Below are 25,636 nucleotides of genomic sequence, written 5' to 3' on the forward strand. Positions count from 1 at the left end.
TGTGACAAGAGCTAACGTCTCCCGTTCGTCAATGGGTCCGGTCGATCATATCGAGGGACCGTCCGCCCACTGGCGGCATTCCGGATATACGCAGCAATTCCGATGTGGCCCACATCCCATGGCGACTATGGGTCTGCAGGACAACGTTTTTCGGCAGGCCGGCGAATCGCTAGGCCCAGGTCCCCCGGCGCCGGTGTGCCATCGCGACAAACTCCATCATCGGCATCGCGATCGAGGGCCGCAGGAAGCGGTACAGGGCTCTCTTGGAAAGGGCGCGGAAATCCTCGAAGGCCGAGCGCAACTCATGTTCGTTCGCGCGATACGACTCGTAAATGCGATCGAGTGGGGCCCCGTCCAGCGGCTCGTCGTGCGCACTTGCGCAGAGCGTGTCGTGGACGGTGGAAATCCAGTCCGCGCCGCCGAGCCCTTTCACGCATCCCGAGTGTCGCTGGCGCCGGAGATCAGCAGAGAGGAACTCCTCGATTGCGGCCTCTTGCTGGGTGTTCAGCTCGACATCAAGTGTCGTGGAGATCCGTTTTATTTCCCGGCGCCAGTTGTCAAGGAAGTCGGCGTAGTCGACGAAAACGCGCGGCAGGTCGCGTGTGTATCGCTCTGCCAGCAGGCTGTATTTCAACCACAAGGCACCCGAGAGCTCCCGCGAAACTTGCCAGGTCGCGGCCACGGACGAGATCACCTCCATGGGATGGCGTACCGCGATTACGGCCGCAACCTCGAACCCGGTCCGCCGCGCGGCTTCGAACCAGAGGTGCGACAGCGTGGTTATTCGGGGCTCCTTGATCACCAGCAGCGGTGCGGTAGGCAGCCCGGTGAGATAGTCCTCGATCTGAGCGATGCAGGCAGCCTTCTCGTTGGCGTCAAGCACGTCGTCGTCCATCGAACGCAGTGACGGGTCGAACCAGGCGCTCTTGTGGCGATAGAGGATGGTTTCGTTGATGGCGATGGCTTTACGCGGTTCCCAATAGCCACGCGGATTGCCCGCGTCCGCGCCCAGCATCCCGGCGGGCAGCGCACCACCGGAGAGCGAAAGAACGCGCGTGATTGCCGACGTTCCCGACCGTTGCGGCCCGAGCACGAACAGGACGACCCTGCGATATGCGCTCTTGGCCTGGCGCGCGTTCTCGGCCCGGCCGACCGTCGCCGTCACGAACACGGCTCCAGGCGGGATACGGCGCGGATCACTGTCCTGTGCGCCGCGGCGCTACATCGGCTTCTACTCATCGCGCGGGTAATTGACGGGTTGGCAAGAAAATAAACATGGGCAGGTCGGTTGCGTATTTGGCTATGCGCACCGGAAAGCCTTTCGCTCGGCCCCTAACCTCGTGGTTCGTTGGCTGGCAACCGGGCGTTCACCACCGAGGGTTCGATGATGTTATCGCCGGAACCGGAATTTTGCAGGGAAACGCGCCTCAGCCGACGGCGGCGTCGGGCTCGCTGAACGGTGCCCCGAACTCGGTGACAGGCCGGAAACCGCGCTTGCGGGCCTTGCCGACACCCACCCGGAGCAGATTGCCCAGCGTGGCCACCCCGGAGTGATCCAGCACCAGGAACGGCGACAACAGCCGGTTGTGCACGAACGCGAATGCCAGCCCCGACGCGGGGTCGGCCCAGCCGAACGACCCGCCCATCCCGACGTGCCCGAAGCCCGGCATCACATTGCCGAACGGGACGCTGTGATAACCCAGGTGGAATGACAAGGGCACCATGATGTTTCGGTCCCGTTTCAGGCTGCGCCGCCCGGTCAGCCCGGCGACGATCTCCGGCGACAAGAACCTGGTGCCGTCGATCTCACCGCCGTTGGCGATGGCGCCGTACATCCGCGCCAGCCCGCGAGCCGTCGCCACCCCGTTCGCTGCCGGCATCTCGGCGTCCAGCAGTGGAATATCGCCCTGTACGGCAGCCATGACGCCGCGGAAGTACAACGAACGGAATCCGGGAGACAGTTGGGTGGCGACCTTGGTTGCCACCGAGCCGACTACCGGGTTACCGATGATGCTCTGCGGCATGATGATCTCGGCTACGCGCGTGGGGGACCCGGCGGGCGGCCGGCCCAGGTGCATGCCGTCCGTGCCCAGTGGCTCGGCCAGCTCCTCACGAATCAGCTGTCGCATGCCTTTGCCGGTTACTGCCCGGGCCAGGCCGGACATCAGCCAGCCGAAGGTCAGCGCGTGGTAGGCCGGTTTGCCCAGCAGGCGACCGGGCGGAGCCGCGGCCAGGCGCTGTTCCATCACGAGGTGATCCAGCAAGTCTTCCTGGGTCGCGCCCCGCAAGCCCGACAGTCCGGCCCGGTGCCTCATCACCTCGCGCACGGTGAGAGTCGATTTCCCGTTGGCCCCGAACTCCGGCCAGTACTCGGCAACGGGGGCTTCGTAGTCGATCAGCCCCCGATCGGCGAGCCGGTGGATAACCGTCGCGGCCATGCCCTTGGTCGCGGAGAACACCATCGGCGCCCGGTCTGCCGTCCAGGGCACCTGGCCCGCCCGGTCCGACCAGCCCGTCCACACGTCGACAACCGGTTGGCCATCGAGGTAGACCGCCAGCGCTCCACCGCCGAAGCGGCGGCCGGGGAACAGGCTCGAAAAACCGCGTACAACGCAAGAGAAGTTTGGGTCCACCGCACCGAACACACGATGACCTGCGTCAGGGACATCGTGGGAGGGGTTCGTGCGGCGAGCGACCCCGTTGTCTACCGTCACGAATTCAAATTTACTTGCATTTCACAGTGCCCAAGTGCAGAACTTCAATAATTGACCAGACCGTTAGCGAGACGCAGCGTCTAGTATTTGCTGGGCCGCCATCGCGGGTGTCAGCTCGCCCGCTTTGACTTGCCGCTCCAGGTCGGCGCGCATCTTGCGCACCGCCGGGTTGGACAGCACCCGGTCCAGGACCGTGTCCCGGACCATCTGCCAGGTCCAGTCGACCTGCTGCGCGCGTCGTCGGGCTTCGAACTCTCCGGCCTCAGTGAGCACCTCACGGTGCCGCTCGACGGTGTCCCACATCTCGGTCAGACCACTCCCCTCCATCGCGCTCATCGTGAGAACCGGTGGTCGCCATAGGGTTTCGCGCGGGTAGATCAGCCTGATCGCCGACGAGAGCTCCCGGGCGGCTTTGCGCACCTCGGCCAGGTGCTCGCCGTCGGCCTTGTTGACCACGACGATGTCGGCCAGCTCGAGCACGCCCTTTTTGATGCCCTGTAGCTGGTCCCCGGCGCGGGCCAGGGTCAGCAGCAGGAAGGTGTCGACCATGTTGGCCACGGCCACCTCGGACTGGCCGACACCGACGGTTTCGATCAGGATCACGTCGAAACCAGCGGCCTCAAGGAGGACGACGGTCTCCCGGGTGGCCTTTGCTACGCCGCCCAGGGTGCCCGACGTCGGCGATGGCCGGATGTAGGCGTCGGGGTGCGCCGCCAGCCGCGACATCCGGGTCTTATCGCCGAGGATGGAGCCGCCGGTCCGCGTCGACGAAGGGTCGACCGCCAGGACCGCCACCCGATGGCCGCGGTCGATCAGATGCATGCCCAGCGACTCGATGGTGGTGGACTTTCCAACCCCGGGGACCCCGGTGATGCCCACGCGATGGGCGTTTCCGGAGTCGGGCAGCAAATCCAGCAGCAACTGCTGCGCGCGCTCGCGATGGTCGGCGCGGGTGGACTCCAGCATCGTGATAGCCCGTGGCAGCGCCGCACGATCGCCGCCGCGAATAGCTTTGGCCAGTTTGTCGACGGTGTCTTTGCCCTCGGATGTCATCGGGCCCGCCAGCGAACGGCGGGATACGACGTTGTGCCCGCCTCCGAGCGACAATTCGGGCGCGAAGGTCCGCGGCACTCAGCGCTCCCGCCAAGTAGTCGCTCAGAGGCGGGCAAAATCGGTGTCCTCGGCGCGAAGACCAGTGTGGCTGGTGTGACCATTGCGATCCGACCTAACTGAGGTCGTAGCCCAACCGCTCGGCGAGCTTGTGCAGCAAGCCGATCGCGGCGTCGGCGATCACCGTCCCGGGCGGGAAGATGGCGGCGGCCCCCGCGGCGTAGAGCTCGTCGAAGTCGCCGGGCGGAATGACGCCACCGACCACGACCATGATGTCGGACCGACCCACCTCGGCCAGCGCGTCGCGCAGTGCGGGCACCAGGGTCAGGTGTCCGGCGGCCAGCGAGGACACCCCGACCACATGCACGTCGTTGTCGGCGGCCTGGCGGGCCACTTCCTCGGGTGTGGAGAACAGCGATCCGACGTCCACGTCGAACCCGATGTCGGCGAATGCCGTCGCGATCACCTTCTGACCGCGGTCGTGGCCGTCCTGGCCCATCTTGGCCACCAGAATCCGGGGCCGGCGGCCGTCGGCCTCGGCGAACTTCTCGACTAGTTCGGTGGCGGTTGCCATGTTCGGAGCCTTTCCGGCTTCGTCGCGATAGACGCCGGCGATCGTACGAATTTCCGCCTGGTGTCGGCCGTAGACCTTCTCCAGCGCATCCGAGATCTCCCCCACCGTGGCCTTGTGCCGTGCCGCGTTGATGGCCAGCGCCAGCAGGTTATTGCCCAGCCCATCTTCCCCGGCGCGGCCGTGCGCTCCAGCTGCCCGGGTCAACTCGGCCAGAGCGGCTTCGACGGCCTGCGAATCCCGGCTTGCGCGCAGGTCTTTCAGCTTGGCCAGCTGTTCGGTGCGCACCCGGCTGTTTTCGACCTTGAGGACCTCGACCTCCTGGTCCTCTTCGACCTGGTACTTGTTGATCCCGACCACGGGCTGGATCCCGGAGTCGATCCGGGCCTGGGTTCGCGCGGCGGCCTCCTCGATGCGCAGCTTGGGAATGCCGTCGTCGATGGCCTGGGCCATACCGCCGTGCTCGGCGACCTCGGCGATGTGAGCACGTGCCCGCTGCGCGAGCTGATGGGTCAGCCACTCCACGTAATAGGAGCCGCCCCAGGGGTCGATCGGCCGCGTGGTGCCCGACTCCTGCTGCAGCACCAGCTGGGTGTTACGAGCGATCCGGGCGGAGAAGTCGGTGGGCAGCGCGAGCGCCTCGTCCAGCGCGTTGGTGTGCAGCGACTGGGTATGGCCCTGGGTCGCGGCCATCGCCTCGATGCAGGTTCGGGCGACGTTGTTGAACGCATCCTGTGCGGTGAGCGACCAGCCCGAGGTCTGCGAATGTGTGCGCAGCGACAGCGATTTCGCGCTCTTCGGGTCGAATTGGCTGACCAGTTCGCTCCACAGCAACCGGCCCGCGCGCAACTTGGCGACTTCCATGAAGAAGTTCATCCCGATGCCCCAGAAGAAGGACAGCCGCGGCGCGAACTTGTCGATGTCCAGGTCGGCGTCCAGACCTGCCTTGATGTAGTCGACACCGTCGGCCAGCGTGTAGGCCAGCTCCAAATCGGCTGTGGCGCCTGCCTCTTGGATGTGGTAGCCGGAGATCGAAATGGAGTTGAACTTCGGCATCTTGGCGCTGGTGTAGCCGAAGATGTCGGAGATGATTCGCATCGACGGCTTCGGCGGGTAGATGTAGGTGTTGCGCACCATGAACTCTTTGAGGATGTCGTTCTGGATGGTGCCGGCCAGCTTCTCCGGCGGTACCCCCTGCTCCTCGGCGGCCACCACGTATAGCGCCAGAATCGGCAGCACGGCGCCGTTCATCGTCATCGACACCGACACCGTCGACAGGTCGATCCCGTCGAACAGCTGCCGCATGTCCAGGATGGAATCGATTGCCACGCCCGCCATTCCGACATCACCCTGCACGCGGGGATGGTCGGAGTCGTAGCCGCGGTGAGTGGCCAGGTCGAACGCCACCGACAGACCCTTCTGCCCGGCGGCCAGGTTGCGGCGGTAGAACGCGTTGGACTCCGCGGCGGTGGAGAAACCGGCGTATTGCCGGATTGTCCACGGCTGGTTGACATACATCGTCGGGTACGGGCCGCGCACGAACGGCGGTTCACCCGGGAAGCTGTTCAGCGGGTACCCGTCGGCCTCTGCGGCGGCCCGATCGGCGGCGATGTAAACGGGTTTGACGGCAATGTCTTCCGGCGTATGCCAGACCAGCTGATCCGGCGTGTACCAGTGCGCGGCGGCGGCCGCGGCGACGTGCTCGTCCACCGCGGCTTCGGTGGGTTGGCGCCCCTCACGATCGCCGTGCAGTGGAATGTCGGCGAAACTGCCGATCACAGGAGTAGACGTGGTCATCGTGTTACGCCCCCAACCGAGTGAGCAGATCCGAAAGGGCTTCGATCGCATTGATTTTGGCTGTCAGGTATTCGTCGGGCCGGTGCTCCGGATCGGTATCGGCGATCGCTTTTTCCGGTCCGGCCAAGTAGACCCGCGATACGCCGGCGTTGCGCGCCGCGTCGACGATTGCGGCCACCTCGGTTCCGTAGCGCTTGTCGGTGCCGCAGATCACCGCCACGGCAGGCGATCCCGCATCGGACACCGCCGCGGCGATCCCGTCGGCGTCGAGCGTTCCCGGGTTGACGGCCTCGATGCCGCCCGACGCCAGCAGGTTCGCCGCGAACGTGGTGCGGATGTTGTGCTCGGCCAGCGGGCCCAGCGGAAGCAACAGCGCCTTGGGGCGGGAATCGGTGCGCGCCAGGAAGGCATCCGAGCGATCACGCAGCGCCTCGAATCCCGCGGCGTAGCGCTGCAAGTTCCCGACATCGGGCTGGCCGATCGAATCGCTTTGCGGCAGTGCAGGTTCGGCTAGATTCGGAAATTCGTTGACGCCGGTGATCGCAGTGCGGCGATGCGCGATGTCGTCGGCACGTCGTGCGGCAGTATCGGCGATCGCCTCGGCGATGTAGTCACGCGCGTTGACGAATCCGCCGCGGCCCTCGATGGCCTGAAAATGCTCCCAGGCGCCCTCGGCAAGCCGTTTCGTGAGGTCTTCGACGAACCACGATCCGCCGGCGGGGTCCAGCACCCGGCCGACGTGCGACTCCTCCAACAACAGCAGCTGGGTGTTGCGGGCGATCCGGCGCGCGAAGCTTCGCGCCGTGCCGGGAAACCCGCCCGGGATCGCGATGTCGAACGGGAAGACCAGCACGGTGTCGGCACCGCCAACGCCGGCGCCGAAGGCGGCCAGTGTGCTGCGCAGCATGTTCACCCACGGATCGCGCTGGGTCATCATCGGCAGCGACGTCTCGGCGTGCACGATCGCCCCGCCGGCGTCGGGCTCTCCAACGACATCCGCTACCCGCGCCCACAGTTGGCGCACGGCACGCATTTTGGCGATCGTCAGGAACTGGTCATCGTCGGCGGCCAGCCGGAAACTGATCTGGCCCAGCGCCCGGCGGACCGGGATCCCCGACTCGGTGAGCACCCGCAGATACGCGACCGCGGCCGCGATGCCGCCGGCCAGCTCCCACGTCGCGTTGGCGCCAAGGTTGTGGAACGCGGGTCCGTCGACGGTGATGGCCCGCACGCCGCGATCGTCGGTCACCCGCGACGCGACCGCGACGACGTCGTCGATCGTCGGCGCGGGACGCTCGCTCAGTGCCGCGGTCAACGGGTCGGCGCCCAGGTCTATCGACAAGGTGGCGCGCTGGTCGGATTCGACCTCGGCGACCAGAGCCAGCATCGCGTCGGCCGCCGCCGCATAGTCGGCGCCGGCCTCCAGGATGATCGGCGCCATGCTCAGGTAGACACCCGCGAGCAGCCCCTCAAGCTCCTGCGGTGCGACGCCGTCCGCCCCCACTCGGAGCAGCAGCGCGCTGACCCCGTCGCCGAGCGCCCCCAGCACGGCCGCGTTGGTTTCAGCGGCGGTGGCTCCCGCGGACGGGAACGCCTCGAGGACCTTCCAGCCGGACTTAACGTCGCGGAAGGGGTCGGAGCCGCGCAGGTAGGGCCACTCGCCGGGCAGTGACGGCTCGGGCAGCTCGTCGAACGCGGTGTAGAGCGGGCGAACCGCGAACCCGTCGTAGGTCGGTGTGTCCAGCAGCTGCTCGGGTTGTTCGCCCAACTCGGCGGGTTCCTTGCGGGTGCTCTTGGCAAGCACACCGGCAACCGCGGTGCGCCAGCGCTCGCGGACCTGTTCCAGGCCGGCGAGCTCGGGTACATCAATGGACACCGACTGCTCCTGTTTTCGCAGCTATTGGCAACGTTGCTTGAGGTTGGCGAGCAACACTCGACTTGCTAATCAGGCTAAATGATTGCCTCCGTCGCAAAAAACCGCGGGTGACGGGATCGGGCCAGGGTATGCGCGAAACACCAGGCTCGGGATACAAGTTATTCATTTCCTGCCCGTAACGTGGAGTGACGTGACGGGTCCCGCCACCACAAAAACAGCCAGCATGCTGCGCAGTCTCTCGCGCGCGCTGGGCGCGAGCGTGCGCCAGCTGTCCCGGCCGCGCGCCATCGCGGCAGTGGTCGGTATCACAGTCTTGGTCGTCGTGGCGCTGTGGGTTCCGCTGCCCGGCGCGCTGCAACTGCGCGATTGGGCCCAATCGCTGGGGCCGTGGTTCCCGTTGGCATTTCTGGTGGCGCACATCGTCGTCACGGTGGTGCCGGTTCCCCGCACGGCGTTCACCCTGGCCGCGGGGCTGCTGTTCGGTCCGGCCCTGGGTGTGCTGATCGCGGTGGTCGCCAGCACGGCGAGCGCGGTGCTGGCCCTGGTCTTGGTCCGCGCCGCGGGATGGCGGCTGGGCCGGCTGGTTCGCTATCGCGCGATCCAACGAGCTGACCAGCGCCTGCGCGAGCGGGGCTGGGTGTCGGTCTTGTCGCTGCGACTGATTCCGGTGCTGCCGTTCTCCGTGGTAAACTATGCGGCCGCCGCGTCCGCCGTCGGCATCCTGCCTTACACGCTGGCCACGCTGGCCGGCCTGCTGCCCGGGACCGCCGCGGTCGTTTTCCTCGGCGACGCGCTGGCCGGTCACCCCAGCCCGCTGCTGTTCCTCGTGTCGTTGGTCACCAGCGCTCTCGGGCTGACGGGGCTGTTTCTCGAAATACGTCATTACCGCCGGCATCACCACGCGCGGCATCCCGAGGAGCCTGCCTCCGAGCCGGTCATTTTTAGCTAACTGCGCCGCACTGTTGAGTGCGCCGCTAGTTGCCTGAAAGATCTACTCAATGGAGCGGGTCTACGCGCAGCAGCTTGCGAGCTTCGGCCTGCAGCCGTCGCGGGCCGGCCTGCTGATGCTTCTGCTCGGCGCCCTCGCCTCGGTGGCCGTCGCGGTCTTGTCCTTCCTGCTCGACCGAATCAAGCTGAATCGCGTTCCGTCCGGCGGCGTCCTGGCCGCACCGGTCGTCCTTCACCCACCGGCACCGCGGGAACGGGCGCATACCTCGTGGCTGACGATCGGCGCGGCGTTCGCCGCTGTCGTGTGTATGGCTGCCATCTGGCTGACGCCCAAGAATGTCGAGTACACCCAGGAACCATCGCAGCCCGACCTGACGCCGATTGCCTTGCCCGCGTCCGCTGCCGTGGGCCCGGGTGCGGGCATCTACGTCGAATACCCCGACGGTTCCGGCGGAATGGGTTGTACGGCTGGGTTTTTGGTGCGGACCAGCGCCGGAGTGGCCGGTGTACTGACGGCCGGCCACTGCAATCGGTCGCGCAAACTAAGCAAGGTGGTGATGAACCTCGGCGGGGTCCTGCCGTACGCAACGCTGGGCACGTTCATCCAGACCGTCAACGAGGGGGTTCACAACGAGCAGCACGACATCGGCCTGATTCTGCTCGACGGCGACAAAGTCCCGCAGAGTCCGGCCGTCGCTGCCACGTTGCCGATCACGGGGGTCACCACCGCCCTGTCGATCGGACAGGAGCTGTGCAAGTTCGGCATGAGCAGTGGTGAGGCCCAATGCGGGGCGATCTTCGACATCACCGACAGCAAGGTGTCGTTCGCGGCGGGCGGCCAATGCGGCGATTCCGGCGGCCCGGTGTATCTCATCCAAAACGACGGCACCGCCGCCGCGGTCGGCATCGACATCCGGGGCAGCAATCCCGCCAATCCCACCGCGGGATGCCTGGCCCCGGCTAGATTCTCGGTTGCCGAGCTTGTGCAGCCGTGGCTGGACAAATGGCACCTGACCGTCGTGACCGCACAACAACCCGGACCGCGCTGACGGCCGGCGCACTACCGCCCTCAATACGACGAGCAACGTGGGGACCGACATGACCTCCGACAACACTCACACCGGCGCGCCCGGACGGCGCTTTTCCACTGCGGCGCTGGTCGCTGCCGGGCTGGTTGGCCTGATCGTCGGCGCGATCGCCGCGTTCGCGATCACAGGGTTGGTCTTCACCATCCGGGTGCAGCTGCCGCCGCCGCCTTATCCGCCGCCGTTCTCGTCAACATCGGCGCCGGCATATCCCGCGCCGCCTGCCGCTCCGGCCAGCGTCGCGCCGGCGCCGGCACCGAGCGCCGTGCCTGTGCCGCCGTTACCGCCGGGACCCTAAGCAGCACAAGCACATTCGCGATAGCCGGACTAGCTCTGGTCCGGTCCCTTCACCGTCATCGCGGCGACCAGCGTCAAAAACAGCGCGGCCGGAAGGCCGTTGACGACCTTGTCGCGCACTCGCACATGCGCGCCCACCGCCAACACGAAGTACAGCGTCAGCATCGCCGTCGTGAGCCTGGCGAGGCCGGGAAAACGGGTGACCGACAACAAGCCGACCGCGGCGGCCGCCTTCACCACCGGCAACACGGGCCGAATGTTGTCCGGAAGTCCCACGTCGTCCAAAACCTTCTTGATGGGCGGCACCTGGATGCCACACAACACCGCATCGACGGCGTGGAACGCGCCCAGCGCCGTGTAGGTCTTCGGAGATGTCAAAGCACTCATCCGGCGATCCTATTGGGTCAATTCCGGCGGCTGGCCGTCGATCGCCTGGCCGGCTATCGCCTCGGCCTTGGCGACCACCTGGGCGATCTTGGGATCGGTCTCGGTGGAGAACCAATCGGCCACCTCGGCGTCTTCCGCGTCGGCCGAGTGTTTGGGCACGTCCTCGACGGGTGACGGCTGGAAGCGGAATACCCCGTCCTCACCCGGCGTGCCCAGCAGCCTGGTGAAACCCTGCAGCGCCGCGCTGAAGTCGCTGGGCACCACCCACACCTTGTTGGCGTCACCGCGGGCCATCTCCGGCAGCGTCTGCAGGTACTGGTAGGCCAGCATCTCCGGGGTGGGCCGGCCGGCCTTGATCGCGGCGAACGTCTTCTCGATGGCCTTGGCCTGCCCCTGCGCCCGCAGATAGGCCGCGGCGCGCTCACCTTGGGCCCGCAGCATGCGCGATTGCCGGTCGGCCTCGGCGGCCAGGATCGCGGCCTGCTTGGCGCCCTCGGCGGCCAGGATCTGCGATTGCTTGGCGCCTTCGGCCTGGGTAATCGCGGCCTGCCGGGTGCCTTCGGCGGTCAGGATCATTGCCCGCTTCTCCCGGTCGGCCTTCATCTGCTTTTCCATCGAGGCCTGAATCGACGGTGGCGGGTCGATGCTGCGCAGCTCCACTCGCGCGACCCGTAGACCCCAGCGGCCGGTCGCCTCGTCGAGCACGCCACGCAGCTGGGCGTTGATCTTGTCGCGCGAGGTCAGCGTCTGCTCCAGCGTCATGCCGCCGACCACGTTGCGCAGCGTGGTCGTGGTGAGCTGCTCGACGCCGACGATGTAGTTGCTGATTTCGTAGACGGCCGCCTGTGGCACGCTGACCTGGAAGTAGACCACGGTGTCGATGTTGAGGGTCAGGTTGTCCTCGGTGATCACCGGCTGGGGCGGAAACGACACCACCCGCTCGCGCAAGTCGACTCGCGCCCGGATCCGGTCGATGAACGGCACCAACAACGTCAGCTGCCCGCTCACCGTGCGGCTATACCGGCCCAGCCGCTCGATCACCGCCGCCTCGGCCTGCGGGATCAACGCAACGGACTTGGCCACCACGATGATCGCAAAGATCACCAGGACGGCCAGCAACACCAAACCTGCAACCGCACCTTCCACCGGAGTTCCTTTCTCTCGCAGCGTCTTCGCAGCGTCTGTGCCGGTCGGCTACTCGTGTTTGAGTACCATCGCCGTCGCGCCGTCGATGTGCACGACGGTGACCGATTCGCCTGGCTCGTAGACGTCGCCGTCGTTGAACGGCCGCGCCGTCCACACCTGGCCGTCCAGCTTCACCCGGCCCTCATCGCGGGCGACCCGAGCAAGCACCAATGCGGATTTGCCTTCGAGCGCCTCGATGCCCGTCGGCAGCGACTTCGGGGTCATTCGCTGGCGCAAAGCCGGCCGGACCAGCACGACCAGCAGGACCGAGACGACCAGGAACACCGCGCCGTCGGCCAGGATCGGCCAGTCCGTGAGCCACGCGGTGGCCGACGCTGCGACCGCACCGCCCCCCAACATCAACAGGAACATATCGCCCGTCAACGCCTCGGCACCGGCAAGGGCCAGCGCGAAGATTAGCCAGCTCAGCGCGATCGCCATGCCGTCACAATACGCGTGATCCGCCTTTGCCGGACCGAACAACTACACTGCGTGATCATGTGGTGTCCGAGTGTTTCGCTGTCCGTGTGGGCCAACGCCTGGCTCGCGGGCAAGGCCGCGCCCGACGACGTGTTGGACGCGTTATCTCTTTGGGCGCCAAAGCAATCCGTCACCGCGTATGATGCCGTCGCAGCCGGTCACACCGGGCTGCCGTGGCCCGACGTCCACGACGCCGGAACCGTCTCGTTATTGCAGACGCTGCGCGCCGCGGTTGGCCGGGTGACGCTGCCGGGGGCCGCCGCGGCCCCGGGCCCACTGCCCGGGACGATCAACGTGGTGTTGCCGGTTCCCGGCGACGTGCGCGGCCTGGCCCCTGGGACACAGTTCGAGCGCGACGCCCTGGCCGCGGGTGAGGCGGTGATCGTCGCCCACCCCGACGATCCCACCGCGGCCGTCGGCCTGGTCCCCGAGTTCTCCTACGCCGATCTCGAAGAGGCCGGCGACGACGACCCGGGTGCATCGGAACTGTGTGCGTTGGCATGGACGGTGTATTCATTGCCGGGCGCACCGGTGTTCGATCACCACGAGCTGGGCGATGCCGAATACTCGCTGCGGTCGGCGGTGCGTTCGGCCGCCGATGCGCTCGGCGCCATCGGACTGGGATCGGCCAGCGACATCGACGATCCGCGCGGACTCGTCGAGCAGTTGCTGGAATCCGCACGGCAACACCGGATTCCCGACCACGCGCCGTCGCGCGCATTGCGGGTGCTGGAGAACGCCGCGCATGTCGACGCGATCATCGCGGTCAGCGCGGGGCTCAGCCGGGCCGACTCGCCCGACCGTTCCACCGCGCCCATCGCCGCCGGCTTGGAGCCGGTAGGCACCCAATCGTCGTCGGAGGCACGGATCGCCGGCGACGCACTGCGGCCGCTCAACGCGGTGGTGCGTTCCGCGCGAATGGCCGCAGTGAACGCGATCCTGCACTCGGCCTGGGCCGACTAACCGTCTACTCGCGCAACGCAATGCGGCGGACCGCACGCCGCACCGTTGATGCTGGCCAGGCAGCCCGCCACCGGGTCGGGACCACTCGCCCGCTCGGGCGCGCGGCCGTACCGCAGTTCGTCGATCAGGTCGGCGGCCAGTTGCGCGAAACGTGGATGGGCGTTGGGCGTCGAAGCCCGCACCAGGGCCACGCCGGCCGCCTCGGCCTGGGACGCCAACTCGTAGTCGAGGTCCCACACCACCTCGATGTGGTCGGCCACAAAACCGATCGGGCAGATGATGACCGCCTTGGTGCCCGCGGCGGCCAGCGTGGTGAGATGGTCGGCGACATCGGGTTCCAGCCACGGCACCTGCGGCGGACCCGAGCGAGACTGCCAGGCCAGGTCGTAGTCGGTGTATCCGGCGGCCGCCGCGACAAGGCTTGCGGCGTAGGCAACTTGGCGGCTGTACAGCCGCGGCCCGAGACGCTGGTCGGCGGCATCCGGAATCGAATGTGCGGTGAACACCAGACGCGCACCGGCCTGTTGCTCAGCGGTCAAGGCACCGGAGGCCGCACCGATGGTGTCGGCGAAGATCTGCACGAACCGCGGGTGGTCGAAATAGGGTCGCAGCTTGACCAACTCGGGCGCATCGGGCCCGGCGGCCGCACGGGCGCGGGCGATGTCTTCGGAATACTGCGTGCAGCTGGAATACCCGCTCCACGCCGACGTAGTGAACACCGCGGCCCGACGAACGCCGTTGTCGCGCATCGCCGTTACTGTCTCTTCGACGTACGGCGCCCAGTTGCGGTTGCCGAAATACACCGGCAGCTGCAGGCCGCGGTCAGCCAGCGCGGCTTCCAATTGCGCGATCAGCGCGCGGTTGATGGCATTGATCGGTGAGACGCCGCCAAAATGCAGGTAGTGCTCGGCGACGTCGTCGAGCCGTTCCGGCGGCACATTGCGGCCCCGGGTCACGTTCTCCAGGAACGGCCGAACCTGCTCAGGGCCCTCTGGTCCGCCGAAGGACAGCAGCAGGACTGCATCGAAATCCATTGCTGTCTATAGCAATTGGGTGCTGGCGCCGCCGTCGGCGTAGATGATGGTGCCGGTGGTCGCCGGCAGCCAATCCGAAAGCAGCGCGCAAACCGTCTTGGCGACCGGTGTCGGATCCTTCATGTTCCAGCCGATCGGGGCGCGCTGATCCCAGCCCTCCTCGAGCAGCTGCATCTGCGCACCCGCCTCCTCGCCGAGCGCGCCACCGACGATCGCGCTCATTGCGAGCGTCCGGATCGGTCCGGCAGCAACAAGATTCGAGCGCACACCGGACTTGCCGGCCTCGCGAGCCACGAATCGGTTGACCGACTCCAGCGCGCTCTTGGCGACCGTCATCCAGTTGTAGGCCGGCATCGCCCTAGTCGGGTCGAAGTCCATACCGACGATGGAGCCGCCCGAATTCATAATCGGCAGTACCGCTTTGGCCAGCGAGGCGTAGGAGTACGCCGAGATGTGGATGCCCTTGGCCACGTCCTCGTAGGGCGCGTCGAAGAACGGGTTGATGCCCATCCCCGTCTGCGGCATGAAGCCGATGGAGTGCACCACACCGTCGAGTTTGTTGCCTTCGCCGATCTCGGCGCTGACCCGGTCCGCGAGAGAAGCGAGATGCTCCTCGTTCTGCACATCGAGTTCGATCAGCGGGGCCTGCTCCGGCAGCCGGTCGGCGATGCGCTGAATCAGCCGCAACCGGTCGAACCCGGTCAGCACCAGCTGCGCGCCGGCCTCCTGCGCCGCCTTGGCGATGTGAAAGGCGATCGACGAGTCGGTGATGATCCCCGTGACGAGGATCCGCTTGCCTTCGAGTAGTTCTGCCATTTCCGTCCTTCGTCTCTCAGTGGCCCATGCCCATGCCGCCGTCGACCGGGATGACCGCACCGGCGATGTAGCTGGCATCTTCGGACGCCAGGAAGCTGACTACCCCGGCAACCTCCTCGGCGGTGCCGACCCGCTTGGCGGGGATGAACTCCAGCGCGCCCTCCTGGATCCGCTCGTCCAGGGAACGAGTCATCTCGGTGTCGATATAGCCCGGGGCCACCACATTCGCCGTGACCCCGGCCTTGGACAGCTCGCGGGAAATCGAGCGGGCCATGCCGATCAAGCCGGCCTTGGCGGCCGCGTAATTGGCCTGGTTGCCGATGCCCCAGCTGCCGGAGACCGAGCCGATGTAGATGATCCGGCCGAAACGCTTTTTCTGCATGCTGCGTGACGCACGCTGAGTCACCCGGAACGCCCCGGTGAGGTTGGCGTTGATGACCTCTTCGAACCGTTCCTCGGTCATCCGGATGAGGAACGCATCCTTGGAGATGCCCGCGTTGGACACCAGTACCTCCACCGGACCTTGGTGCTCCTCGACCTCCTTGAAGGCGCGGTCGACGGCCTCGTTGTCGGTGACGTCGCACTCGACGCCGAACAGACCCTCGGGCGCCCCGGATCCGCGGTGCGTGACGGCTACCTTGTGGCCGTCGGCTGCCAGCCGCTGCGCGATAGCCAGCCCGATCCCCCGGTTTCCACCGGTGACCAGGACCGAACGGGATACGAATGCGGGTTTGCCGCTGCCGGCGGCGAGCTCGGTGGCTGTTTCAGTCACTTGGCCAACTTATCGTCTCGGCGCGGCGGCACCGCAATCGGCTTGCTGAGACGAGGCCGCATCACCGGCTCGCGTTCTCGCCGCGAACCTAGATCGTGGTTCGGGTCGTTGCCGAGAACCATCCCGACGACATCATTCATCGAGTGCGGGAAGCGCGCGCCTCGCGAGGCTAACCGCACTGCGAAAATCCGGGCCGAAAATCGCAGCCAGGTTAGGTTCGCGAGGAAAGGACGCTAGGTCGGCAGTCTTCGGTTAATCAGCAACGACGCCAGCGCTGCCAGCGCCAACACCAGCGCACCCAGGCGCAGCCAGCCCACGCTGGCATCCCCCTTGATCGTCTCGTAGCCGATCTGCTGCTGCAGCGACGAGTAGACGGCCTTGAGCTCCTGCAGGGTCGCGGCGTTGTAGAAATTGCCGCCGGAGAGCTGGGCGACCTTGCGCATCGTCTCGTCGTCGACCGGCACCGGCTGGCGCTGGTCGTTGATCTCGACGAAGCCGTACGGCGTGCCGAACGAGATCGTCGAGATGGGCACACCCTGGTCCTTGGCGGTGCGCGCAGCGGTATAGGCGCCCTTGGGGTTGTCCGGGTTCGTCGGCATCGTCTCCTTACCGTCGGAGAACAGCACGATGCGGGCCGGGGGCGGCTTGTCGCCGCCCCCGATGACCGCACCGACCGTGGCGATGGCCTGCAGCGCGGTGAAGATCCCCTCCCCGGTGGCGGTGCGGTCGGCGAACTGGAGCTTGTCGAGCGCGATCTTGGTCGCCTCGCGGTTGGTCGTCGGCGACACCAGCACCGTCGCGGTCCCCGCGTAGGCGATCAGCCCGAGGTTGATGCCCGGGGTGAGCTCGTCGGCGAACTGCTTGCCCGCCTCCTGCGCGGCGGCCATCCGGTTGGGTTCGACGTCGGTGGCACGCATCGATTGCGATACGTCGATCACCAGCATCACCACCGCGCGGTTGCGGGGAATCCGGACGTCGTTCGTCGGTCCCGCCATCGCGATGGTGAACAGCACCAGCGACGCAACCAGCAGGATCGCCGGCACATGCCGCCATTTGGCGGGCCGCTTGGGGGCCACGCTTTCCAGCAGCTCCATGTTGGCGAATCGCAGCATCCGCCGCTGGCGGGCCAGCTGCATCAGCACGTACAGCACGGCCAGCGCGACGACCACGAGCAGGAAAAGGAAGAACCACGCGTGAGCGAAACCGGACAGCGACATCGTGCCGAGCAACGGCATTGTCATCGCAGACCCGTCTTGCTGTGGATGACCGCCTCAGGAAAAGCGCGAGTCACTGGCGCCCCGCCATAGCCCCGCGCCGGCGGGACTCCACGAAGCGGACGATGTCGGCGATCCAGTCGCGGTCGGTGCGCAGCGTCAAAACCGGTGCGCCACAACCGCGCACCGTTCTGGCCACGTCGGCACGATGCGCCGCGGCCGCCTTGGCGAAGTCGTCCCGCAGTTGCGCATCGACGGTGAATTCACGGGTCACACCGGTCTCGGCGTCCTGCAGCACGACGTCGCCCACGTCGGGCAGTTCGACATCGCGCGGGTCGAGCACTTCGATGGCCAGCACCTCGTGGCGGGCCGCGATCGCACGCAGCGGGCGCATCCAGTTGATTGGACCCAGGAAATCGCTGATGATCACGGCCATCCCGCGTCGGCGTTCCGGCCGGCGCAACGCGTCGATGGCCACCGCCAGGTCGCCGCGCACTCCCACCGGGGCCTTGGGCATGGTCGCGATCGTGCGCAACAGCGTCTGCTCGTGTTGACGCCCGGACCGCGCCGGCACCCGCACCGTCGTTGCCCCGTTGGTGACGAGGGCACCGAGCCGGTTGCCACCGCCGCTGTTGAGGAACGTGATCGCGGCCGCGGCCGCCACCGCCAGGTCACGCTTTTCGCAGACCGTGGTGCCGAAGTCGAGGCTGGCCGACATGTCGACCACCATCCAGGTTTCCAGCTCGCGGTCGGCGATCATCTGCCGAACGTGCGGGTGGGTGGTGCGCGCGGTGACCGCCCAGTCCATCCGCCGGACGTCGTCGCCGGGCTGATACTCGCGCGACTCCCCCGGTTCCGAACCCGGCCCGGGGATCAAGCCGAGATGGTCACCGTGCAGGACACCGTCGAGCTTGCGCCGGACCGTGAGCTCGAGCGTGCGCAGCGCCGCCGACAATTTCGGGTCGTCGAGCTGCCCGCGCTGAAACGACGGCGGATGTAGAGCCGCGGACTTGGCGGCGGGTTTCGGATCGGTCACCGATTGCTAGCCGCGCCCGCAGCCTGCATCACCGGCGGTACCGAATGCCCTTGCTGCGGAACGGCATTCACTTGCGGAAGGGAAACCGTCTGCAGGATACGGTTGATCACGATCTCGGGCGAGATCTCGTCGGCCAGCGCGTCGTAGGTCAGCACCAACCGGTGACGCAGCACGTCTGGAATGACCTCGACGACGTCTTGCGGGATCACGTAGTCACGACCCCGCACCAACGCCAGCGAACGGGACGCCGCGATGATGCCCAGCGAGGCCCGCGGCGATGCGCCGAACGAGATCCAGGTCTTGACGTCGTTCATGCCAAGCTGCTCGGGATGGCGGGTGGCGGTGACGACGCGCACCACATAGTCGACCAGCGCGTGGTGGACGAAGTTGTTGGCCGCGACATCCTGCAGCCGCAGCAGGTCGCCGGTGTCCAGGATCTGCTTGGGCTGTGGCGGCTTGACGCCCATCCGGTAGATGATCTCGCGCTCTTCCTCGGGCGTCGGGTAGCCGACGTTGATCTTGAACAGGAAGCGGTCGCGCTGCGCCTCGGGCAGTTGGTAGACGCCCTCGTGCTCGATCGGGTTCTGCGTCGCCATCACCAGGAACGGGTTGGGCAGCGGGAATCGCTTGCCACCGATCGACACCTGACGTTCGGCCATGACCTCCAGCAGCGCCGACTGCACCTTGGCAGGCGCACGGTTGATCTCGTCGGCGAGCAGGAAGTTGACGTGGACCGGGCCGAGTTCGGTGTCGAACTCTTCCTTGCCCTGCCGGTAGATGCGGGTACCGATGATGTCGGTGGGCACCAGGTCGGGGGTGAACTGGATACGGGCGAAGGTGCCGCCGACGACCTTGGCGAACGTTTCGACGGCCAGCGTCTTGGCGACGCCGGGCACACCTTCGAGCAACACGTGGCCCTTGGACAGCAGGCCGACCAGCATTCGCTCGACGAGCTGGTCCTGACCCACGATGATCCGCTTGACCTCGAAGATGGCCCGTTCCAGGGTGTGTACTTCGGCAGCCAATCCGTCGCCGCCACCTGACGGCGCGGCATGGGCTCCGGGACCAGACTGCCCGCCCGGACCCGAGTAACCGCTGGCGCCCGGGGGCGGCCCACCTGCTGCTGTCATCTACTACATCCTCTTCCCGGTTCAACCGACAAAGCTCAATCAGACACAACTGCCATCACGACGAATGTCGTGCGGCAACGACGTGCCTTTGTCCAACTATTCCAGGCCCCTGGGATTCCGTCGACGTCGCGCTTCGCTGACGAGCAAATCAAACCCGCCAGGTCCGGCCGCGATCCCGACGGCATGCCAGGGTCAGTACTCGATGATCCTAGTCAGGTACGGCGTCATGCCGGGCTTGCGCACGGCGCTCACGGTCACCTTGCCCGCGCTTCCGGAGGCCTCCAGCATCTGGCCGTTGCCCAGATACATGGTGACGTGCTGGCCGCCGCCGGGGCCGTAGAAGATCAGGTCGCCGCGCCGTGCCTCACTCGGAGGAATGTGGCGCCCGGCGTTGTACTGGTCACCGGAGAACCGCGGGATCAGCACGCCCACCCCGGCGAACCCGTACCGCATCAGCCCCGAGCAGTCGAACCCGGTGATGTTGGCGCCGTCGTCGATGCCCTTGCTCGGGCCCTGTAGCGAACCGCCACCCCACGAATACGGCACACCCATCTGGGCGCCCATCCGGCGGATCACGTACTCGATGGCCTGACGGCCATTCGCCCGCGGAATCTTTGCGCCCGGGTTGCTGGGCGTGGCAGCGGCGGCGGGCGCATCCCCGCCGAGGTTGATCCCGAGCCCGCTCAGAAATTGCTTGCCCAGGTCCATCGTGGTCTGGGTGGCCTGCGCGGTGGCCTGCAGCGAGGCGTTCGCCACCGCCAGCGGGTCGCCGGGGGCGCCGGCACTGATGGTCGCCGGCAGCGTCGGATCCCAGGCGCCGGGGTCGGCGTTGGACGGAGCGGCGACGGACAACATCAGCCCGGTCACCAAAGTGGTGACCCAGGCCAGGTTGACCAGGCGAAAACGCTTCTGCCGCATAGCTCCTCGTTTAGTAGTCGATGTAGCGGATCACGTATGGCGTCATGCCGCTGGTGCGCACCGGCGCAACGCGCACCTTCAAACCGATGTCGGGAGCCTCGAGCATCTGGCCCTGACCGAGATAGATCGTCACGTGCTGGCTTCCGCCCGGGCCGTAGAAAATGACGTCGCCGCGGCGCATTTGGGAGGACGGGATCTTGCGGCCCATGCCGTACTGCGAACCCGAATAGTGCGGCAACTTGATGCCCACCCCGGCGAACGAGTACAAGACCAGGCCCGAGCAGTCGAAGCCGGTGATGCCGGCGCCGGAGTCGATTCCGTGGCTTGGGCCGGCCGCGTTGCCGCCGCCCCACGAGTAGGGCACGCCGATCTGCGACATGCCGCGGCGGATCACGTATTCGGAGGCCTGCCGACCGTAGACCCGCGGAATACGTCCCCCGACCCCACCCGGTGTGGCGTTGGTGATCCCGGTGTCGTCGGGCTTGAGAATGCCGAGTGATTGCAGGAAGCCCTTGCCCATGCCGGCGGTGACCTGCGTCGAGGTGGCCGAGATGCCCAGGACCTGGTTGATCACCGCGACTGGGTCACCCGGGATGTTGGCACTCGGCACCATCGGAAGCGTGGGATCCCAACCGTCCCAATGCCGTCCGCCGGACGGAGCCGTCCCGGCCGGCGCTCCCGGATCCCACCGGTCGCCCGACGTCGGCGCACCGGGGTCTCCCGCGCCGGTCGACCAATGCGCGGACGCGAGTTGCGCCTGCTGGAGCTTGGCCTCGGCCTCGTCCCGCTCGGCGGCCAGGCGGGTGATCTGCTCACGCTGTTCTTCGAATTTCTGCTTCGAGTTGGTGAGCGCGGCGACGGCGGCATCCTGGCTGGATTTTGCGTCGGCAGCGGCCTTTTCGGCTTTCTGCTTGGCCAGCCGCGCCGCGGACTCCTTGTTCACCTGCTCGGTGCGCGCCCGCTGCAGGTTGTCCATCACCGTCTGGGAACTGGCCGCCAGGGTCCTCGAGGCGCTTTCGGTGGCGATGATGTCCTCGGGACTGCGCGCGGTCAGGTAGCTGCCCGACGGACCATTCATATAGGTAGCCGCCGCGAAGGTGTCGAAACGACGTTGGGCCGCAGCGATTGCCGCGTTGGCATCCTTGACCGATTGCTGGCTGACTTCGAGGTCGTGCTCCGCTGCGGTCACGTTGTCCCGTGCGGTCTCCACATCGACCAGGGCCTTGTTGACGGCCTCTTGCTCGCCTTGGATTTCGGCACTCAGGTCTTCCAGGCGCTGGTTGGCCTTGGCGACGTTGGCGATCAGCACGCCGAGGCTGTCGGCGTTCGGATCAGCCTGCGCCAGACCCGGTGTGGTGAAGAGCACGGCCACACTCAGGACCGCCGGAATGACCGGACGAACCAGCCTGGCGAACGGTCGCGCGGCAGAGCCCCGGCGTGTGAGTCTCATTCGACTTTGCTCCCCTTGGGCTTAACGCGGACGGCGGCGCCAGCCCCATTTTTCTCTACAAGCGCCAAAGACAACACGAGCATCATTTGCACCGTACGTCACACGGGTCGCCGGGGAAATGCTCGTCACAAATCGCAACCCTCTACGTGCGTTTAATGTGACCGAACGGTGATCTGCCCGATTTGCGGTGGAACATCGGGGGTTTGCCCCCACCCAATCGGCCGAGTCAGATATGCGTGCTTAGACGCCCTTAGCGGGCTCTGCGGTATGAGTTTCTGCCGCATTCACCGAGGTTGCTGCCCGCCTGCTGCGCAGCTGCAGGAACCGGGCGCCGACGGCCGCGGCGAGCACGCCGATAAGCAGGAAAATAGTCAGCCCGGTCCAAGGAAATTCGGGGGTTTTCAGCTCGTGCAAAAAGTGCTGCGCCGAGACCACCGGGTTGCCCGTCTTGGCGATGTCTTCGCCGGCTTCGAGGGTGACGCGCGGGAACTGCGTGCTGTAGGTGCCGACGAAGTTCGGGCTGAGCGTCAAGACCGTGGCGTCGTGATAGTCGGCGCCGACCACGGTGGAGATATCACGTAGCGGCGTGTCGTTCGGCGGGTTGTGGTCGAGCAAAACGATTTTCAGGTTGATACCCGCGGCATGAGCCTGGTTGACCACGTCGAGCAGGGCCGGCATCGCGTCCGGCGGCGCACTGACCCCGGCGGCGGCAACCTGCGCTTTGACCGCCGTCATATCGACGTCTTGGGGGATGTAGGCGGGCAGGATCGGAACGGTCTGAACGAAAGAGTCGTGCCCGGTCATGGTGCCCTCCTGCCCTCCAAACAGCCCAGCGCTACAGGCACCGTACGCGAACAGTCGGCAAAAGGGGTTTCAACCCGGCCCCGACCCGACGACACTGAAAAATTGGAGTCCCGCTTTATATAGGACAAGCGTACTGTTAGAGTTGCACCGCACCGCCGACACGGCCCGTCGGCGGCAGAACTTAATCCCAGGGAGTTGATGTGACTAGCCAAGAATCTGTGAACTCGTTCGGAGCCCGCGACACCCTGAAGGTCGGCGAGCAGAGTTACCAGATCTATCGTCTCGACGCCGTTCCCAACACCGAGAAGCTGCCCTACAGCCTCAAGGTTCTTGCCGAGAACCTGCTGCGCAACGAAGACGGCGCCAACATCACCAAGGAACACATCGAGGCGATCGCCAACTGGGATCCGAAGGCGGAACCCAGCATTGAGATTCAGTACACGCCCGCCCGCGTCGTGATGCAGGACTTCACCGGGGTGCCGTGCATCGTCGACCTGGCCACGATGCGCGAGGCGATCGGCGACCTGGGCGGCAACGCGGAGAAGGTCAACCCGCTGGCGCCGGCCGACCTGGTGATCGACCACTCGGTGATCGCCGATCTGTTCGGCACCCCCGACGCGTTCGAGCGCAACGTCGAGATCGAGTACGAGCGCAACGGCGAGCGCTACCAATTCCTGCGCTGGGGCCAGGGCGCGTTCGACGACTTCAAGGTGGTGCCGCCGGGCACCGGCATCGTGCACCAGGTCAACATCGAATACCTCGCCAGCGTGGTGATGGAGCGCAACGGGGTCGCCTACCCCGACACCTGTGTGGGTACCGACTCGCACACGACGATGGTCAACGGGCTCGGCGTGCTGGGCTGGGGCGTCGGTGGTATCGAGGCGGAGGCCGCGATGCTCGGCCAGCCGGTGTCGATGCTCATCCCGCGGGTCGTCGGCTTCAAGCTGACCGGCGCGATTCAGGCCGGTGTCACGGCCACCGACGTCGTGCTGACGGTCACCGAGATGCTGCGCAAGCACGGCGTGGTCGGCAAGTTCGTCGAGTTCTACGGCAAGGGTGTGGCCGAGGTGCCGCTGGCGAACCGCGCCACCCTGGGCAACATGAGCCCCGAATTCGGTTCCACCGCAGCGATTTTCCCGATCGACGCAGAGACCATCAAGTACCTGGAGTTCACTGGCCGCAAGCCCGAGCAGCTGGCGCTGGTCGAGGCCTACGCCAAGGAGCAGGGCATGTGGCACGACCCCGAGCACGAGCCCGTGTTTTCGGAGTATCTGGAACTGGACCTGTCCGAAGTGGTGCCCTCGATCGCGGGCCCGAAGCGTCCGCAGGACCGAATCGTGTTGTCCGAAGCCAAGTCCACGTTCCGCAAGACGATTCCCAGCTACGTCGGCGACGACCCCGACAAGAACGAGTACTCGAAGCTCGACGAGGAGCTCGACGAGACGTTCCCGGCCAGCGACCCGGGTCAGGTGGCCAACGGCCACGCCGACGACCGCGCTCCGGTGCAGTCGGCCGCCGCGTACTCGAAGGGCCGGGTGAGCAACCCGGTGTCGGTGAAGACGGAGGCGTACGGCGACTTCGTGCTCGACCACGGTGCGGTGGTGATCGCGGCGATCACGTCGTGCACCAACACCTCAAACCCCGAGGTGATGCTGGGCGCCGCGCTGCTGGCCCGCAACGCCGTCGACAAGGGACTGGCATCCAAGCCGTGGGTGAAGACCACGATGGCGCCGGGCTCGCAGGTGGTCAACGACTACTACGACAAGGCCGGCCTCTGGCCATATCTGGAGAAGCTCGGCTTCTATCTGGTCGGCTACGGCTGCACCACCTGCATCGGCAACTCCGGCCCGCTGCCCGAGGAAATCTCAAAGGCGATCAACGACAACGATCTTTCGGTGTCGGCCGTGCTGTCCGGCAATCGCAACTTCGAGGGCCGCATCAACCCCGACGTGAAGATGAACTACCTGGCGTCGCCACCGCTGGTCGTCGCCTACGCGTTGGCCGGCAGCATGGATTTCGACTTCGACACCCAGGCACTCGGCCAGGACAAAGAAGGCAACGACGTCTTCCTCAAAGACATCTGGCCGTCGCAGCAAGACGTCTCCGACACCATCGCCGCCGCGATCAGCCAGGAGATGTTCGTCAAGAACTACGGCGACGTGTTCAAGGGCGATGAGCGCTGGCAGAATCTGCCGACCCCGAGCGGCAACACCTTTGAGTGGGCCGAGGACTCGACGTACGTGCGCAAGCCTCCGTACTTCGAGGGGATGTCCGCCGACCCCGAGCCGGTCAAGGACATCAGCGGAGCGCGGGTGCTGGCACTGCTCGGCGATTCGGTGACGACCGACCACATCTCCCCCGCGAGCAGCATCAAGCCGGGCACCCCGGCCGCGCAGTACCTCGACGAGCACGGCGTTGAGCGCACGGACTACAACTCGTTCGGATCGCGCCGGGGCAACCACGAGGTGATGATTCGCGGCACGTTCGCCAACATCCGCCTGCGCAACCAGCTGCTCGACGACGTGTCCGGTGGCTACACCCGCGACTTCACCCAAGACGGCGGGCCGCAGGCATTCATCTATGACGCGGCGCAAAACTATGCGGCAGAGAACATTCCGCTGGTGGTGCTGGGCGGCAAGGAGTACGGCTCCGGGTCGTCGCGGGACTGGGCGGCCAAGGGCACGGCGCTACTGGGCGTGCGGGCGGTGATCACCGAATCGTTCGAGCGCATCCACCGGTCCAACCTGATCGGCATGGGCGTGATCCCGCTGCAATTCCCCGAAGGGGAGTCCGCGGGCTCGCTGGGACTGGACGGCACCGAGACGTTCGACATCACCGGGATCGAGGCGCTCAACGACGGCAAGACGCCAAAGACGGTGCACGTCAAGGCCAGTAAGGCCTCCGGTGGTGACGCCGCCGGAAAGGTCACAGAGTTCGACGCGGTGGTGCGCATCGACACCCCCGGTGAGGCCGACTACTACCGCAACGGCGGCATCTTGCAGTACGTGCTGCGCAACATGCTCAAGTCCGGCTAGCCCAAGCCGACCCA

General features: G+C 66.5%; 22 protein-coding genes and 1 pseudogene. 6 read left to right on the forward strand and 17 right to left on the reverse strand.

Annotated features, from left to right (window positions below; translation table 11 throughout):
* Nucleotides 1–169: 169 nt before the first annotated feature.
* The 5 genes from LMQ14_RS16005 to mutA form a co-directional block, all read right to left on the reverse strand.
* Nucleotides 170–1,165 (reverse strand): sulfotransferase family protein, encoded by a 996-nt coding sequence (locus LMQ14_RS16005; protein WP_267730550.1) that lies wholly within the window; start codon nucleotides 1,163–1,165, stop codon nucleotides 170–172.
* Between the two features lie 262 nt (nucleotides 1,166–1,427).
* The gene (locus tag LMQ14_RS16010; protein WP_267730551.1) at nucleotides 1,428–2,714 is read right to left on the reverse strand and encodes a serine hydrolase domain-containing protein; all 1,287 of its coding nucleotides are present in this window, start codon (nucleotides 2,712–2,714) and stop codon (nucleotides 1,428–1,430) included.
* Nucleotides 2,715–2,777: 63 nt separating this feature from the next.
* Nucleotides 2,778–3,767, reverse strand: coding sequence for a methylmalonyl Co-A mutase-associated GTPase MeaB (gene meaB, locus LMQ14_RS16015; RefSeq protein WP_267735541.1), 990 nt, complete (start codon nucleotides 3,765–3,767; stop codon nucleotides 2,778–2,780).
* A 172-nt stretch (nucleotides 3,768–3,939) separates the two neighbouring features.
* A complete protein-coding gene (gene scpA / locus LMQ14_RS16020; protein ID WP_267730552.1) occupies nucleotides 3,940–6,192 on the reverse strand; it encodes a methylmalonyl-CoA mutase in 2,253 nt (750 codons plus the stop codon).
* Between the two features lie 4 nt (nucleotides 6,193–6,196).
* Nucleotides 6,197–8,068, reverse strand: a complete 1,872-nt coding sequence (mutA, locus tag LMQ14_RS16025; protein ID WP_267730553.1) for a methylmalonyl-CoA mutase small subunit — start codon at nucleotides 8,066–8,068, stop codon at nucleotides 6,197–6,199.
* Nucleotides 8,069–8,258: 190 nt separating this feature from the next.
* On the opposite strand from mutA, the gene LMQ14_RS16030 reads away from it, so the two are divergent.
* Genes LMQ14_RS16030 through LMQ14_RS16040 form a run of 3 tightly spaced genes read left to right on the forward strand, consistent with a single transcriptional unit; the run spans nucleotide 8,259 to nucleotide 10,399 of the window.
* On the forward strand, nucleotides 8,259–9,017 hold the full coding sequence (locus LMQ14_RS16030; protein ID WP_420714522.1) for a TVP38/TMEM64 family protein: 759 nt from the start codon (nucleotides 8,259–8,261) through the stop codon (nucleotides 9,015–9,017).
* A 49-nt stretch (nucleotides 9,018–9,066) separates the two neighbouring features.
* On the forward strand, nucleotides 9,067–10,065 hold the full coding sequence (locus LMQ14_RS16035; protein ID WP_267730554.1) for an endopeptidase: 999 nt from the start codon (nucleotides 9,067–9,069) through the stop codon (nucleotides 10,063–10,065).
* 49 nt (nucleotides 10,066–10,114) lie between these two features.
* Nucleotides 10,115–10,399: a hypothetical protein gene (locus LMQ14_RS16040; protein WP_267730555.1), complete on the forward strand. Its 285-nt coding sequence runs from the start codon at nucleotides 10,115–10,117 to the stop codon at nucleotides 10,397–10,399.
* A gap of 29 nt (nucleotides 10,400–10,428) precedes the next feature.
* Here LMQ14_RS16040 and LMQ14_RS16045 read toward each other — a convergent pair whose 3' ends face one another.
* The 3 genes from LMQ14_RS16045 to LMQ14_RS16055 are packed head-to-tail and all read right to left on the reverse strand — an operon-like array spanning nucleotide 10,429 to nucleotide 12,411.
* Complete coding sequence (locus LMQ14_RS16045; RefSeq protein ID WP_267730556.1) at nucleotides 10,429–10,785, reverse strand: DoxX family protein; 357 nt, start codon at nucleotides 10,783–10,785, stop codon at nucleotides 10,429–10,431.
* A gap of 9 nt (nucleotides 10,786–10,794) precedes the next feature.
* The gene (locus tag LMQ14_RS16050) at nucleotides 10,795–11,931 is read right to left on the reverse strand and encodes an SPFH domain-containing protein (RefSeq protein ID WP_267730557.1); all 1,137 of its coding nucleotides are present in this window, start codon (nucleotides 11,929–11,931) and stop codon (nucleotides 10,795–10,797) included.
* Between the two features lie 48 nt (nucleotides 11,932–11,979).
* Nucleotides 11,980–12,411, reverse strand: coding sequence for an NfeD family protein (locus LMQ14_RS16055; RefSeq protein ID WP_267730558.1), 432 nt, complete (start codon nucleotides 12,409–12,411; stop codon nucleotides 11,980–11,982).
* 57 nt (nucleotides 12,412–12,468) lie between these two features.
* Here LMQ14_RS16055 and LMQ14_RS16060 point away from each other — a divergent pair, with 57 nt between their 5' ends.
* Nucleotides 12,469–13,413: a hypothetical protein gene (locus tag LMQ14_RS16060; RefSeq protein WP_267730559.1), complete on the forward strand. Its 945-nt coding sequence runs from the start codon at nucleotides 12,469–12,471 to the stop codon at nucleotides 13,411–13,413.
* Here the strand turns inward: LMQ14_RS16060 and LMQ14_RS16065 are convergent.
* From LMQ14_RS16065 to fabG1, 3 genes are read right to left on the reverse strand one after another with little or no spacing between them, the layout of a single operon-like run.
* A complete protein-coding gene (locus tag LMQ14_RS16065) occupies nucleotides 13,410–14,447 on the reverse strand; it encodes a ferrochelatase (RefSeq protein ID WP_420714523.1) in 1,038 nt (345 codons plus the stop codon). The genes LMQ14_RS16060 and LMQ14_RS16065 overlap by 4 nt on opposite strands.
* A gap of 6 nt (nucleotides 14,448–14,453) precedes the next feature.
* Nucleotides 14,454–15,263, reverse strand: a complete 810-nt coding sequence (gene inhA / locus LMQ14_RS16070) for an NADH-dependent enoyl-ACP reductase InhA (RefSeq protein WP_267730560.1) — start codon at nucleotides 15,261–15,263, stop codon at nucleotides 14,454–14,456.
* A gap of 16 nt (nucleotides 15,264–15,279) precedes the next feature.
* Nucleotides 15,280–16,035 carry a 3-oxoacyl-ACP reductase FabG1 gene (gene fabG1, locus LMQ14_RS16075; RefSeq protein ID WP_267730561.1) on the reverse strand — a complete coding sequence of 252 codons (756 nt, stop codon included), beginning with the start codon at nucleotides 16,033–16,035 and terminating at the stop codon, nucleotides 15,280–15,282.
* Between the two features lie 92 nt (nucleotides 16,036–16,127).
* On the opposite strand from fabG1, the pseudogene LMQ14_RS28300 reads away from it, so the two are divergent.
* Nucleotides 16,128–16,208: pseudogene (locus tag LMQ14_RS28300) on the forward strand (hypothetical protein); the annotation flags it as partial.
* A gap of 60 nt (nucleotides 16,209–16,268) precedes the next feature.
* On the opposite strand, the gene LMQ14_RS16080 reads toward LMQ14_RS28300, so the two are convergent.
* The 6 genes from LMQ14_RS16080 to LMQ14_RS16105 all read right to left on the reverse strand — a co-directional run bounded on the left by LMQ14_RS16080 (nucleotide 16,269) and on the right by LMQ14_RS16105 (nucleotide 22,587).
* Nucleotides 16,269–17,276, reverse strand: coding sequence for a VWA domain-containing protein (locus tag LMQ14_RS16080; protein WP_267730562.1), 1,008 nt, complete (start codon nucleotides 17,274–17,276; stop codon nucleotides 16,269–16,271).
* A gap of 46 nt (nucleotides 17,277–17,322) precedes the next feature.
* Nucleotides 17,323–18,285, reverse strand: a complete 963-nt coding sequence (locus LMQ14_RS16085) for a DUF58 domain-containing protein (protein ID WP_267730563.1) — start codon at nucleotides 18,283–18,285, stop codon at nucleotides 17,323–17,325.
* On the reverse strand, nucleotides 18,282–19,415 hold the full coding sequence (locus LMQ14_RS16090) for an AAA family ATPase (protein WP_267730564.1): 1,134 nt from the start codon (nucleotides 19,413–19,415) through the stop codon (nucleotides 18,282–18,284). The genes LMQ14_RS16085 and LMQ14_RS16090 overlap by 4 nt, the downstream gene beginning before the upstream one ends.
* A 192-nt stretch (nucleotides 19,416–19,607) precedes the next feature.
* Nucleotides 19,608–20,333, reverse strand: a complete 726-nt coding sequence (gene ripB, locus LMQ14_RS16095) for an NlpC/P60 family peptidoglycan endopeptidase RipB (RefSeq protein ID WP_267730565.1) — start codon at nucleotides 20,331–20,333, stop codon at nucleotides 19,608–19,610.
* Nucleotides 20,334–20,343: 10 nt separating this feature from the next.
* The gene (gene ripA / locus LMQ14_RS16100) at nucleotides 20,344–21,783 is read right to left on the reverse strand and encodes an NlpC/P60 family peptidoglycan endopeptidase RipA (protein WP_267730566.1); all 1,440 of its coding nucleotides are present in this window, start codon (nucleotides 21,781–21,783) and stop codon (nucleotides 20,344–20,346) included.
* 240 nt (nucleotides 21,784–22,023) lie between these two features.
* A complete protein-coding gene (locus LMQ14_RS16105) occupies nucleotides 22,024–22,587 on the reverse strand; it encodes a DUF6676 family protein (RefSeq protein ID WP_267730567.1) in 564 nt (187 codons plus the stop codon).
* Nucleotides 22,588–22,787: 200 nt separating this feature from the next.
* On the opposite strand from LMQ14_RS16105, the gene LMQ14_RS16110 reads away from it, so the two are divergent.
* A complete protein-coding gene (locus tag LMQ14_RS16110; protein WP_267730568.1) occupies nucleotides 22,788–25,622 on the forward strand; it encodes an aconitate hydratase in 2,835 nt (944 codons plus the stop codon).
* The last annotated feature ends 14 nt before the right edge of the window (nucleotides 25,623–25,636 follow it).

This window comes from Mycobacterium sp. Aquia_213, assembly GCF_026625985.1.
GTDB lineage: Bacteria > Actinomycetota > Actinomycetes > Mycobacteriales > Mycobacteriaceae > Mycobacterium.